Origin of the sequence: Actinoplanes nipponensis (assembly GCF_016862275.1) — a bacterium.
GTDB classification, from domain to species: Bacteria; Actinomycetota; Actinomycetes; order Mycobacteriales; family Micromonosporaceae; genus Actinoplanes; species Actinoplanes nipponensis.
The window spans coordinates 24,675-38,066 of the sequence record NZ_BOMQ01000045.1; the positions used below are offsets into that span (position 1 = coordinate 24,675).

The 13,392-nt window shown below is 73.0% G+C and carries 11 protein-coding genes; 4 read left to right on the top strand and 7 right to left on the bottom strand.

Features of this window, described 5'->3' with window-relative positions; genetic code table 11:
* Nucleotides 1–12: 12 nt before the first annotated feature.
* Nucleotides 13–474: a gamma-glutamylcyclotransferase gene (locus Ani05nite_RS18270; RefSeq protein WP_203769784.1), complete on the top strand. Its 462-nt coding sequence runs from the start codon at nt 13–15 to the stop codon at nt 472–474.
* Here Ani05nite_RS18270 and Ani05nite_RS18275 read toward each other — a convergent pair.
* From Ani05nite_RS18275 to Ani05nite_RS18290, 4 genes are read right to left on the bottom strand one after another with little or no spacing between them, the layout of a single operon-like run.
* Complete coding sequence (locus Ani05nite_RS18275; protein ID WP_203769786.1) at nt 471–1,421, bottom strand: GNAT family N-acetyltransferase; 951 nt, start codon at nt 1,419–1,421, stop codon at nt 471–473. The genes Ani05nite_RS18270 and Ani05nite_RS18275 overlap by 4 nt on opposite strands.
* A gap of 41 nt (nt 1,422–1,462) precedes the next feature.
* Nucleotides 1,463–2,200 (bottom strand): SCO6745 family protein, encoded by a 738-nt coding sequence (locus Ani05nite_RS18280; protein WP_203769787.1) that lies wholly within the window; start codon nt 2,198–2,200, stop codon nt 1,463–1,465.
* A gap of 41 nt (nt 2,201–2,241) precedes the next feature.
* A complete protein-coding gene (locus tag Ani05nite_RS18285; RefSeq protein WP_203769788.1) occupies nt 2,242–3,192 on the bottom strand; it encodes a hypothetical protein in 951 nt (316 codons plus the stop codon).
* 1 nt (nt 3,193) lies between these two features.
* Entirely contained in the window at nt 3,194–3,829 is a 636-nt protein-coding gene (locus tag Ani05nite_RS18290; RefSeq protein WP_203769789.1) for an MBL fold metallo-hydrolase, read from the bottom strand.
* Nucleotides 3,830–3,938: 109 nt separating this feature from the next.
* On the opposite strand from Ani05nite_RS18290, the gene Ani05nite_RS18295 reads away from it, so the two are divergent.
* Entirely contained in the window at nt 3,939–4,979 is a 1,041-nt protein-coding gene (locus Ani05nite_RS18295) for a DUF4349 domain-containing protein (protein ID WP_203769790.1), read from the top strand.
* Between the two features lie 647 nt (nt 4,980–5,626).
* Here Ani05nite_RS18295 and Ani05nite_RS41890 read toward each other — a convergent pair.
* The 3 genes from Ani05nite_RS41890 to Ani05nite_RS18310 all read right to left on the bottom strand — a co-directional run bounded on the left by Ani05nite_RS41890 (nt 5,627) and on the right by Ani05nite_RS18310 (nt 9,534).
* Entirely contained in the window at nt 5,627–6,031 is a 405-nt protein-coding gene (locus tag Ani05nite_RS41890) for a hypothetical protein (protein ID WP_275410573.1), read from the bottom strand.
* A 480-nt stretch (nt 6,032–6,511) separates the two neighbouring features.
* Nucleotides 6,512–7,771, bottom strand: a complete 1,260-nt coding sequence (locus tag Ani05nite_RS18305) for an amidohydrolase (protein WP_203769791.1) — start codon at nt 7,769–7,771, stop codon at nt 6,512–6,514.
* 191 nt (nt 7,772–7,962) lie between these two features.
* Nucleotides 7,963–9,534: an acyl-CoA mutase large subunit family protein gene (locus Ani05nite_RS18310; protein ID WP_203769792.1), complete on the bottom strand. Its 1,572-nt coding sequence runs from the start codon at nt 9,532–9,534 to the stop codon at nt 7,963–7,965.
* Nucleotides 9,535–9,742: 208 nt separating this feature from the next.
* Between Ani05nite_RS18310 and Ani05nite_RS18315 the strand changes: the two genes are divergently transcribed.
* Nucleotides 9,743–11,695, top strand: a complete 1,953-nt coding sequence (locus tag Ani05nite_RS18315) for a serine/threonine-protein kinase (protein ID WP_203769793.1) — start codon at nt 9,743–9,745, stop codon at nt 11,693–11,695.
* Between the two features lie 27 nt (nt 11,696–11,722).
* Complete coding sequence (locus tag Ani05nite_RS18320) at nt 11,723–13,372, top strand: phospho-sugar mutase (RefSeq protein WP_203769795.1); 1,650 nt, start codon at nt 11,723–11,725, stop codon at nt 13,370–13,372.
* Nucleotides 13,373–13,392: the final 20 nt, after the last annotated feature.

The following is a 13,392-nucleotide window of genomic DNA, read 5'->3' on the forward strand; positions in this document are numbered from 1 at the left end:
ATCGTCATCGCCGTGGGTCACTACGCCGCGTACGGTTCCAACCTCGATCCAGCCCGGATGCGGGCCTACTGCCCGCACTCGCCGATGATCGGCGTCGGGTGGGTGGAAGGCTGGCGCCTCACCTTCGCCGGCGAGGGCGACATGGGCTGGGAGGGCGCGGTCACCACGATCGTGGAATCCCCCGGCGACCGGGTCTTCGTCTCGCTCTACGACGTGCACCCGTGGGACGCCGCCCAGCTCGACGAGGTCGAGGGGGTCACCGCGGGCGCGTACCAGAAGCTCACCGTGCGTGTCTCCACGCTCGAGGGCGACATCAGCGCCTGGGTCTACGTCTTCGACGGCTACGAGGGCGGCATGCCGACGGCCTGGTACCTGTCCGAGATCGCCAACGCGGCCGAGAAGGCCGGCGCGCCGGACGACTACGTGGCCGAGCTGCGCCGGCGCCCCACCCGGACGTCCTCGCCCGAGCTCTAGACCGTCCGCTGGTAGACGTTCGCCTCGTAGAGCGGCCGCATCCCGACCGCGCGGTAGAGCCGCGCGGCCTGCGTCGGATTGGCCAGGTCGACCCCCAGGCCGGCCGTGGTCCGGCCCTTGGCCGCATAGGCCGCGAACGCCCGGTGCAGCAGGGCCGCACCCACACCCCGGCGGCGGTACGGCCGGAGCACCGCCAGCGCCCGCACCCACCCGCCGTTGTCCTCGGCGCTGGTGTCGGACGACTGCAGCACCCCGGCCCACTCGCCGTCGACCGCGCCGACGAACCACTCGTCCCAGGCGATGCTCGACTCGCCGCGGACCCGCTCCCGCCAGGTCTCGTAGTCCGTGGCCGGATGGTCGCTGTCGCGGAACGCCTCGGCGATGGTGGCGTGGAACCGGCGCAGCTCCGCCTCGTCGTCGTGGCGTACCGGCCGGACGGTGACGCCCGGCGGCGGCGCCGGCGCCGTCACCGGGCCGTCCAGCGCCATGGTCATCCGGGCGTGCTGCTTCAGGAAGGTGAAACCGGCCCCGGTGAGCGCGGCGATCCACGCGCGCTCGGTGGGCACCGCGCCCGCCCGCACCGTGTACGGGTCGTGGCCGAACTCCCGGCCCCGCTCGGTGATCCGGCCCAGCAGCAGCGCGAGCAGCGGGCGCAGGGCGGGCTCCCCGCGCTCCGGCCACACGTACACCTCGGCGAAATCGCGGTCGCCGCCCGAGGCGTTGCGCGGGTACGCCCACCCGACGATCGCGCCGTCGCCGTCCAGGGCCACCCAGCAGTCCCGGACCGGATCGGTGTGCGGCGAGGTCAGCGCCTCGCGTACCTCCTCGGTGGTGAAGTCCGGCGCGCCCAGCGCCGCGATGTCACTCGCGTGCACCAGCCGCAGCAGCTCGGGCACGTCGTCCAGCGTGGGCCGGCGGGTACCCCAGCCCTCGGGCAGTCGCGTCACGTGAGCATCTGAGCACAGGCCCGGGCGGCCGGGCCACGGCTTTACCGGGCCAGACGGTGCGACAGCGACTCCAGCAACCCCACCAGTTCGATCCGCTCGGCCCGGTCCAGCTGCGCGTACGCCTGCCCGGCGAGCGAGTCCGCCGCCGACTCGGCCCACATGAGACGCCGCACGATCGGCCCCGGCGCCGGGTACGGCGGCTGCCAGCCGAACGCCACCGCGTCCGTCTCGCCGTCCGGCCCGGCGATGATCGCCTGCAACGGGGTGAGCCCACTGGCCCGGACCGCCACCACGTGCACGCCCAGCCGGTGCTCGTGCAGCAGGTGCAGCATCACCGCCGCCTGCGCGCCCGCCGACGCGTCCGGCGCCGGCATCGCCCGCCACGCCGCGAACAACGGCAGCCCGGCGGCGTCCACGCCCGACACCACCCGCTTGGAGAGCTCCAGCAGCCGGGCGAGCCGGGGGAAGCCGCCGAGCTCGGTCACGCCCCACCGGCACAGCTCGTGCAGGTGCCAGGTGGCCACCTCCACCGGCGGGGTGGTCTTGGCGGCTGCCTCCCACCCGTCGGTCACCGCCTCCGGGGCGATGAAGCCGATCGCCGCGGCGACCGTCTCCGGGCGCACGTCACCGAGCGCGCCGGCCCGGGCCGACACGTGGTACGCCCACCCCGACAAACCCATCAGCCGCGCGCGGCGCAGCGTCTGCGGGGACTCGGCGAACGCCCCGACGAGGTTGGCGAGTCCCGGCTTGGCGTTGGCGGCTGCCTGTTCGGGGGTCACGTGCCCGATTGTGCTCTCCCTGACCGGTTCAAGAAAATGGGCTACTTATCCGGTTCATCGGCGTCGAGGTCCTCCAGGGCCGCATCGACGTCGCCGACCTCACGCCGGGCAGCCGAGGCGTCGCGCTCCGCCGCCCGCCGGGCCAGCTTGCGGCGGGACACCTCGGCCTGCGCGACGATCCGCCGGCGTTCCAGCTCGGCCAGCTGCTCCTCGATCTCGTCGACCGCGCCCGCCGCCTCGTGTTCGGCCGCCTCGGCCCGTTCCAGCCGGGTCCGGGTCTTCGCCTCCGCCGCCCGCGCGGTGGTCAGCCGGCGCTTGAGCTCGCGGCGGCGCTCCGCGCGTTCCTGCCGGGCCTTTTCCGCCGCGCGGCGCTTGCGGTCCTCCAGCGCCGAGGGCCGCGCCGCCACGGCGAACGGATTCGGCGGCATCTCCTCCGCCTCGCCGCCGGCCTCATCCTCCTCCTCGTCCGGCTCACCGGCCGTGACCAGGCGCAACCGTGGCCGGGGCACCTCGCCGAACCCGGCGTAGGTAGCCGCCTTCACCAGCCGCCCGCTGCGCACCTGCTCGGCGATGTCCGGCTCGGCCAGGGCAGCGGTGAGCGTCGCCTCGACCTCGGCCATCGGCAGTTTCACCGTCCGCAGCCCGGGATCGTCCTCCACGGCCAGCTGCTGCGCCGCGTGGACCAACGCGGACACCACCTGCCGGCGCTGGCTGGACAGCTCCCGCAGCTGGTCGCCCTGCAGGCCGCGCTGGGCCGAGCGCAGCGCGGTGGAGAGCTCCACCAGCTCGTCGATCAGCTCCGGGCGGCGCAGCGCGAGCAGGTTGACCAGCCAGGCCGCCACGGTCGGCTTGCGCAGCGCGGCCAGCCGCCGGGCGGTCTCCTGGTCCCCGGCCCGCTTCGCCTCGGCGACCGCGGCGGCCCGGCCCGCGACGAAGCCCTCCGGCGGCGCCTCGTAGAGCGCCCGGATCAGGTCCTCGGTGCTGGCCGGCACGTCAGTCCAGCGTCGTGCCCGGCGCGACGCGGGCGTACCGGGTGCCGCCCAGGCGCTCGAGGTGGCCGTCGGAGACCTGCGCGCCGGTCTCGGTGAGCAGGAAGTCGTGCAGCGCGAACGCCCGCTCCGGCTGGACCGCGCGGACGAAGTCGATGGCCTCGCTGAGCTTGAGCCACGGCGCGTTGAGCGGCACGAACAGCGTGTCGACGGGTTCGCCGGGCACCGTGAACGAGTCGCCCGGCGTGTAAACCGTGCCGGTGTCGCCGGCGATCAGGTAGCCGAGGTTCGCGATCCGCGGGATCTCCGGGTGGATGACGGCGTGCTGCCCGCCGTACGCCCGCACCGTGAAGCCGGCCGCGGTGAACTCGGCGCCGGCCTCCACCGCGGTGACCACGTCGGCGAAGGCGGTCAGCTTCGGCAGCACCTCCGGGTGGGCGTACACGCGCAGCCCCGGCTGCCGGCCCAGGGCGTCGGCCAGCCCACCGACGTCGAGATGGTCGAAGTGCTCGTGGGTGATCAGCACGGCGTCGGCCCCGGTGAGGGCCGATCGCTCGCTGAACGCGCCCGGGTCGACGACCAGCACAGCGCCGCCGCCCTCGATGCGTAGACAGGAATGCGTGTACTTCGTGACGCGCACGGGACTCCTCCGCTGCCGAATCGTGACCGCTCATCCCGCAGTCTGCCGGAACCTGCTCCCGCGCGCCGCACGTCCCAGGGGGCACACCTCAACGGGGAACGGAGTATCCATGCGTGCTCGACGAAGGATCACCGCGGCGCTCGCCGCCACCGGACTGGCCGTGACACTGGCCCTCGCCGGTTGCGGAGCGGACGGCGCGGACGACACGGCATCATCGTCGGGCAGCGCCCCCGACTTCGGGGCCGCGGCCCCGGCCGAGCCGCCCGCCAAGGAGAACCAGCAGGCCGCCGAGGGTGGCCAGAACCGCGCGGCCGAGGCTCCGGACCTGCGCGTCGACCAGCGCTCGATCATCTACACGGGCGCGATCACCGTCCGGGTCGACGACGTGAACATCGCGGCCGCCCGGGCCGCCGGCATCGCCACCGCGGCGGGCGGCTTCGTCGGCGGCGACAAGCGCAACAGCGGCTCCGGCTCCCAGGACGCCACCCTCGAACTGCGCGTCCCGGCCGCCAAGTTCAATCCCGTGGTGGACCAGCTCGCCGGGCTGGGCACCGAGGAGCAGCGCGGCATCAACACCGAGGACGTCACCGAGCAGACCATCGACCTGGACGCCCGCATCGCCACCCAACAGGCCCGGGTGGACAGCGGCCGCAAACTGCTCGCGCAGGCCAAGTCCCTGAACGACCTGGTGATGCTGGAACGCGAGGTGGCCACCCGCGAGGCGGACCTGGCGTCCCTGCAGGCGAAGAAGCGCCGGCTGGCCGACCTGACCGCACTGTCGACGATCACGGTGATCCTGCTCGACCCGGAAGCCGCGGCCACCGCACGCGACGACGGGCCGCCCGGCTTCCTGGCCGGTCTGGAGAACGGGTGGAAGGGCCTGCTGGCCTCGCTGGCGATCCTGCTGACGGTGCTGGGCTGGCTGCTGCCCTGGCTGATCGCGCTGGGCCTGCCGCTGTGGGCGATCATCTGGCTGTACCGCCGGTACCGGCCCCGCCGCCCGGTCTACGCGATGGTCGGGCAGCCCGGGGGTCCGATGGGGAACCCGGCGCACCCGGCTGCGGCCTATCCGGGGCATCCGCAGCAGGCACAGGCTCCGACGGCCGGGCCGACACCAGCCGAAACCAAGAGCGCTGAGCCTGAGGACTGAACGGTCGAATCACGCACGGGGCGGCCGGGGATCGGCCGCCCCCCCCTGCGTCGACAGTGGGTTGGGGGCGGTCGGCAGTTGACGCAGGGGGAATGAGGCGGGATGGGGTGGCGCGGACTCTGACGGTGCTGGCCGCGGCACGCTCAGCCATCCGCCGCCCGCGAGAGAACCCGGCGGCCGCGCTCCTGCCCGGCCGCCGGGTAGCCATCCGGCAGCGCGCGCGACCCCAGTTGCCACACGATCCGTCGCGCAATCACTCCTCGGGACTGGTCACGTCGTAACCACCCAGGCAGCCACAGACCGCCCCGCGCAACCACCGACTGTCCCGGCACAACCACCGCACGGGACGGCCGGCTGTACCACCCGACTACCTCGACTGGATCTTGGTGAGCACCGGCGAGTTCGGCGCATCAAGATCCAGGGAGAGAGGGGCGTGGAGCGCGGCGCCCTGCCGAGCAACCATCGATCGGACCGGCCCGGCCGCCACCCCGCACGAACACCACCACCCCGACCACCCCGACCACCTCGACCGCCACCCGACCCGACCATCCCCGGGCGGATCTTGGTGAGCGCAGGCGAATTCCATGAGTCTGGCGCATCAAGATCCAGGAAAAGAAAGGCGTGGAGCGCGGCGCCCCGCCGAGCAACTACCGATCGGCCCGCCACGCCCCGGCACGACCACCCCACCAGCACCATCCCACCACCCGGCCCCCGGGCCGGATCTTGGTGAGCAAGGGCGAATTTCCACGAGTCCGGCGCATCAAGATCCCGGAGAAGACCGGCGCATCAAGATCCAGGGAAAGAAGGGCGCGCGGGCGCGGCGCGCCGCCGAGTAGCCACCGATCGGCCCGCCCCGCCACCACCCCACGAACACCACCACCCCACCACCACGGCCACGCGGCCACCACGGCCACCGCTGCCACCGCCGCCACCACGGCCACCGCCGCCACCACCGCCACCACCGCCACCACGGCCACCGCCGCCACCGCCGCCACCACGGCCATCACGGCCACCACCGCCACCACCGCCACCACCGCCGCCACCGCCGCCACCGCGGCCACCACCACCCGACCCGACCACCTCCGGCCGGATCTTGGTGAGCACGGGCGCATTGTCACGAGTCCGGCGCATCAAGATCCAACGAGAGAAGGGCGCGGAGCGTGGCCCCCCGACAACGACTGATCGGACTGCCGCCGCCACCACGACCGCTCTCGACCGATCTTGGTGAGCACCGGCGGATTCCAAGGGCCTGGTGCTTCAAGATCTAAGGAAGGAAGGGCACAGCGGGGCGCCCCACGAGCAACGACGGGGAGTCTCAGCCAGGGCACGGCAGGGAGGACAGGAGGCTGGCGCGGCGGCCAGCCAAGGCGGAAGGCTGGGCGCAGCGGCCAGCCAAGGCGGAACGCTGCGCACGGCTACCCGACAGGACGCGAAGCTGCGCACGCCCGCCCGCCAGCCGAACCGCCACAGGGTCTGGGGGACACCCCACGCAGGGATCAAGCCCGAAGCAGGCAAAGACGGTCAGGCGCGACTCAGAAAGCTCCCGTAGAAAGCGCCGCCAGCGCCGTGTGCACCATCACCCGCACCCCGTACCCGATGCACTTCTCGTCGACGTCGAAGTTCGAGGTGTGCAGGTCGTACTTGACCTCCGACCCGGGCGTCCCCGTGCCGAGCCGGATCATCGCTCCCGGGACGTCGTCCAGGTAGAAGGCGAAGTCCTCGCCGCCCATGCTGATCTCGGCCTCGACCACCCGGTCCGCGCCCAGCGCGGCGCCGGCCGCGCCCGCGATCACCGCGGAGGCCATCCGGTCGTTGATCACCGGCGGCACGCCGCGGTTGTATTTGACCTCGACCTCGGCGCCCGTGGGCGCGACCACGTCGCGGATCAGCTTGGTGATCAGCTCGGGGGCCTCGCGCCAGGCTTCGCGGTTGAGGATGCGCACCGTGCCGAGCACCTGTCCCTCGCTGGGGATCGCGTTGAACGCCTGTCCGGCGTTCACCGCCCCCCAGACCATGGAGACGCCCGCGCGCGGGTCGACGCGCCGGTCCAGCAGGGCGGGCACGTCGACGATGACGCGGCCCAGCGCGTGCACCAGGTCGGCGGTCAGGTGCGGCCGGGCGGTGTGGCCGCCGGGGCCGGACAGGCGTACCTCGATGGTGTCGGCCGCGGCCGTGAACGGGCCCGAGCGGACGCCGACCAGGCCGGCCGGCAGCTGCGGGTAGCAGTGCAGCGCGAAGATCGCCACGACGTCCTTGAGGGCGCCGGAGGCGATCACCTCGGGGGCGCCGGAGGGCACGTACTCCTCCGCCGGCTGGAAGATCAGCCGGACCCGGCCGGGCAGTTCACCCTGCTCGTTGAGCTGGGCCAGGGCCAGACCCAGGCCGAGCAGGACGGTGGTGTGCACGTCGTGGCCGCAGGCGTGGGCCACCTTGTCGACCGTCGAGCGGTACGGCACGTCCTTGGTGTCCTGCAGCGGCAGGGCGTCCAGGTCGGCCCGGAAGGCGATCACCCGGTCGCCCTCGCCGATGTCGCAGATCAGACCGTTGCCCTTGGGCAGCAGGTGCGGGGTGAGGCCGGCCACGGCGAGCTCGCGCGCGACGAGGGCAGCGGTTTCGAACTCCGCGTACGACGGCTCGGGGTGCGCGTGGATGTGCCGGCGGATGGCCACCAGTTCGGCGCCCCGGGCCGCGAGCCAGCGGTCGAGCTGGCCGGGCAGCGGGTCGGCGCCGGGCGGCGGCCCCGGGAAGGGGGCCTGCGGTGAGCTGTCGGGCACGGTCAATGCACTCGTCACGTCGGATTCTCTATCGCTCTCGTCATGTGAATCGATTTCCGCAACGCGCGAAAGCTTAGACCCGTTCAGGTGACGCTGTGCAACGTCATTCCGGTATTGATCGGCTTGCGCTGTGTTACCCATGCCCTGATAAAGAGCGCTGTGCGGGCGCCACCACCTACAACGGGTGACAATTACCGGAGGTGACGCCGTTAAAAGTGTTCCACGGGGTGGTAGATCCCCCATACCCCGCGCAGGGTGGTGCAGACCTCCCCCACGGTGGCACGCAGCCGCAAGGCCTCGCGCATCGGCGGCAGCACGTTCTCGGTGCCCTCGGCCGCCTTCCGCAGGTCGCTCAGCGCCGCCTCGACCGCGGCGGAGTCCCGCTCGGCGCGCAGTTTCGCCAGGCGGGCGGCCTGGTCGGCCTCGATCGCCGGGTCGACGCGCAGCGGCACGTACTTCTCCTCCTCGTCGGCGGCGAAGCGGTTGACGCCGACGACGACCCGCTCGCCGCTGTCGATCTGCTGCGAGATCCGGTACGCCGACGACTCGATCTCCTGCTTCTGGAAGCCCTGCTCGATGGCCTCCACCGAGGACCCGAAGCTGAACACGCGCTCGATCAGCGCGGTCGCCGCCGCCTCCACCTCGTCGGTCATGGCCTCGATGACGTACGAGCCGGCGAACGGGTCGACGGTGTCCACCAGCCCGCTCTCGTAGGCCAGCACCTGCTGGGTGCGCAGGGCGAGCCGGGCCGACTTCTGGGTGGGCAGCGCGATGGCCTCGTCGTACGCGTTGGTGTGCAGCGACTGGGTGCCGCCGGCCACCGCGCCGAGCGCCTGGATGGCCACCCGGACCAGGTTGACCTCGGGCTGCTGGGCGGTGAGCTGGACGCCGGCGGTCTGGGTGTGGAAGCGCAGCATCAGCGACTTCGGGTTCTTCGCGCCGAACTCCTCGCGCATGATCCGGGCCCACATCCGCCGGGCGGCGCGGAACTTGGCGATCTCCTCCAGCAGCGTGGTGCGGGCGACGAAGAAGAACGACAGCCGGGGTGCGAAGTCGTCGACGGCCAGCCCGGCGGCGATCGCCGCGCGCACGTACTCGATGCCGTTGGCCAGGGTGAACGCGATCTCCTGGGCGGGCGTCGCGCCCGCCTCGGCCATGTGGTAGCCGGAGATGGAGATGGTGTTCCACTTCGGGATCTCGGCGCGGCAGTAGGCGAACGTGTCTGCGACCAGCCGCAGCGAAGGCTTGGGCGGGAAGATGTACGTCCCCCGGGCGATGTACTCCTTGAGGATGTCGTTCTGGATCGTGCCGGTCAGCGCCGTGCCGGGCACGCCCTGCTCCTCGGCCACCAGTTGGTAGAGCAGCAGCAGCAGCGAGCCGGGCGCGTTGATCGTCATCGACGTGGAGACCTTGTCGAGCGGGATGCCGGCGAACAGCTGCCGCATGTCGTCGATCGAGTCGATGGCCACGCCGACCTTGCCGACCTCGCCGTGCGCGATCGGGTCGTCGGAGTCGTAGCCCATCTGGGTGGGCAGGTCGAACGCGACGGACAGGCCCATCGTGCCGGCCGCCAGCAGCTGGTGGTAGCGGGCGTTGGACTCGGTCGCGGTGCCGAAGCCGGCGTACTGGCGCATGGTCCACGGGCGCTGGGTGTACATCGTCGGGTAGACGCCCCGGGTGTACGGGTAGGCACCGGGCGCGCCGAGCTTCTCGTCGAGGTCCGGCGCCACGTCGCCGCTGTCGTACACCGGTTTGATCTCGAACCCGGATTCTGCGTTCACAAGGCCTGATCCTAAAGCAGCGTTAAGCGCGCGCGAGTGAGGGATTTTGCACTCAGCGTCCGAAAAGTTCCACCCTACGCGACAACGTGGCTACCGAGGGTCGAGTTCCACAGAACACCCTTCCAGCGACTTTCCGAAAAGGGGTGGGAACCGGCAAGATAGCGGAGTTGGCCGACAGCCCCCTACACCCCCTTCGGTGGCATCTCACGTGACTCAGATTCCGACCTGGAGCGGTGGCAACTCTGCTCCGACCAGCGGACGCGCAGCCCCGGGCACGCTCATCGGCGGGCGGTACACCCTGCGTGCCGCGGTCGGGCACGGTGGCATGGGCACGGTCTGGCGCGCGGCGGACACGCTGCTGCGCCGTGACGTGGCGATCAAGGAGGTCATCCTCCCGCCCGGCCTGGCCCCCAGCGACCGCGACTCGATGTACGAGCGCACCATGCGCGAGGCCCGTGCCGCGGCGGCCCTGCAGCACCCGGCGGTCGTGCAGGTCTACGACGTCGTGCACGAGAACGGCCGGCCGTGGATCGTCATGGAGCTGCTGGAGGCGCGCAGCCTCGCGGACATGGTGATCGAGGACGGCCCGGTCAACCCGCGGGTGGTCGCCAAGATCGGCATCGCCCTGCTCGGCGCGCTCGAGGTGGCCCACGCGCACGGCGTGCTGCACCGCGACGTCAAGCCGGCCAACGTGCTGATCTGCACCGACGGCCGCTGCGTGCTCACCGACTTCGGCGTCGCCCGGATGCCCACCGACGTCCAGCTCACCACGCCCGGCATGGTGCTCGGCTCGCCGCACTTCATCTCCCCCGAGCGGGCCATGGGCAGCGACTTCGGCCCGCCCAGCGACCTCTTCTCCCTGGGCGTCACGCTCTACACCGCGATCGAGGGCCGCCCGCCGTTCGACAAGGGCGACCCGATCGAGACGATGCACGCCGTCGTCGAGGACCCGCCGACCCCGGCCGTACGCGCGGGCTCGCTCACGCCCGTGCTGATGGGGCTGCTGGAGAAGGACCCGGCCCGCCGGTTCGACGTGCAGACCGCCCGGACGATGCTGCGCCAGCAGCTGGCCGGCCCGCTGGCCAGCAAGGCCCCGCCGCACATGATGACGGACCCCTACTCGGTGGTCCCGTCGCAGCGCCCGCCCGCGGCCGAGACCCAGCCGATCCCGCCGGCCGGCCCGAAGCCGTCCGGCCAGATCGGCGGCCGGGCCATGCTCGCCCCCGGCGAGTCGCTGACCGGGCGCCTGGCCAAGCTCAAGCAGGGCAGCGGCGGTGGCCGCCGGCGCGCCGCCGAGGCCCAGGCAGCGAGCGCCCCGACCGGGGCGTACCCGCCCCCGCCGGCGATGAGCAACGACCGGACCAGCGTCATCCCGCCGGCCGGCGGCGCGGAGAGCGACGAGACCAGCGTGCTGCCGCCGCGCCGGCAGTGGGACGGCGCCCGCGCGGCCCGTGACCCCCTGCCCGGCACGGTCGTGACCAGCCCGGCGGCGAAGCGCCGCGCGATGATCGACAAGACTGTCGCCACCGTCCGCGACACCGCCGACAAGGCGGTCACCACGGTCAAGGGCTGGCCGCGCAACACCCAGCTCGCCGCCGGGGGCGGGGCCGTCGCCCTGCTCGTGGCCCTGGTCCTGGTCTTCTCGCTGACCGGCGGCGACGACCCGGCCGCGCCGCCCGACCAGCCCTCCGCCGGCGACCAGGTGGTGCCGGCCTCGTTCGCGACCCAGGACTACCGGGGCGACAAGGCCGTCACGGTCAAGGTGCCGAAGACATGGGAACGCGCGGCCACCGGCAACTGGGTCGACTACGTCAACCCCGAGGACAAGTCGACCAAGGTCCGGGTGCTGGTCGAGAAGGGGTCGATCCCGCCCCGCAAGTTCGCCGAGACCACCGCGCCCGGCACCCTGAAGAAGTCCAAGGCCTGCCCGAAGCCGTTCAACCACCTCGGCACGACCGACGTGGAGATCTCCGGGCTGCCCGCCGCCCAGTTCGAGTACACCTGCGGCGAGGGCGACACCATGCGGCACGGGATCTGGCGGCAGACCACCACCGAGGGCAAGATGTACTCCTTCTACCTCACCACCACCGAGGCGAAGTTCGCCGAGAGCAAGCAGTACTTCGACGAGATGGCGAAGACCTTCACCCTCAAGTCGAGCTGACCGGCCCGGCCGTGCTATCCACTGAGCATGGCAACTGACGATCTCCGCAGGCTGGCCGAGACCTGGCTGGCCGACGATCCCGACCCCGGCGCGCGTGACGAGATCCGGGACCTGCTCGCGCGGCTCCCGGACAGCGCCGCCGAGCTCGCCGACCGGTTCGCCGGGCCGCTGACCTTCGGGACGGCCGGCCTGCGGGGCCGGCTGCGGGCCGGGCCGAACGGGATGAACCTCGCGGTGGTCACCCGCGCCGCGGCGGGCCTGATCGGGTGGCTGGGCGCGCAGGGCGAGCCGGGACCGCTGGTCATCGGGTACGACGCCCGCTACGGTTCCCGGGACTTCGCCGAGCAGACGGCGCGCGTGGCCACGGCGGCCGGGCGCGAGGCGCTGCTGCTGCCCGGTCCCCTGCCGACGCCCGTGCTGGCGTACGCCGTGCGGCGGCTGGACGCCGTGGCCGGGGTCATGGTCACCGCCAGCCACAACCCGCCCCAGGACAACGGCTACAAGGTCTACCTGGGCGCCCGGCTCGGCGGTCCGGCCGGCGCGGGGGCGCAGATCGTGCCGCCCGCCGACGCGGGCATCGAAGCCGCGATCCGGGCGGCCGGCGCCGCCGCCGAGGTCCCGCTGGGCGAGCCCGGCACGCTCCTCGACCAGACGATCGTCCAGGGGTACGTGGACAGCGCCGCCGCCGTCGTCCCCGCCGGCTCCCGCGAGCTGACGGTGGCGTACACGCCGCTGCACGGCGTCGGCGGCCAGGTGCTGGCCGCGACGTTCACCGCGGCCGGTTTCGCGGCGCCCGCCGTGGTCGCCGAGCAGGCCGAGCCCGACCCGGACTTCCCGACGGTCGCGTTCCCCAACCCGGAGGAACCGGGCGCGATGGACCTGCTGCTCGCCCTGGCCGCCCGCACCGACGCCGACCTGGCCATCGCCAACGACCCCGACGCCGACCGGTGCGCGATCGCGATCCCGGGCGCGGAGCCGGGCCGCTGGCGGCCGCTGAGCGGGGACGAGCTGGGCGTCCTGCTCGCCGACCACCTGATCCGGCGGGGCGTGGCCGGCACGTACGCCACCACGATCGTCTCGTCCACGCTGCTGCGGGCGCTGTGCGCGGCGCGCGGCGTGCCGTACGCGGAGACGCTGACTGGCTTCAAGTGGATCGTGCGGGGCGCTGAGGGCCTCGCGTACGGCTACGAGGAGGCGCTGGGCTACTGCGTGGCGCCGGAGCTGGTCCGGGACAAGGACGGCATCACCGCCGCGGTGACCGTGGCCGACCTGGCCGCCACCCTCAAGGCCGAGGGGCGTTCCCTGGCGGACCGCCTCGACGAGCTGGACGCGGAGTTCGGCGTGCACCGCACCGGGCAGGTGTCGCTGCGGGTCGAGGACCTCGGCCGGATCACCGCCACGATGGCCCGGATCCGGCAGGACCCGCCCAAGAGCCTGCTCGGCGACCCGGTCACCGAGGTCGAGGACCGGCTGCCGGACGCCGACGTGCTGACGCTGCGGACGGCGCGGGCCCGGGTGGTCATCCGGCCCTCCGGCACCGAGCCCAAGCTCAAGGCGTACCTGGAGGTTGTCGAGCCGGTGACCGGCGGTGACCTGGCCGCCGCCCGCGCCCGGGCCGTGGCGGCGATGGAGAGCGGGCTGCGCCCGGAGATCTCCGCCGCCCTCGGCGTGGGCTGACCGACCGGGGAGTCCGGGGC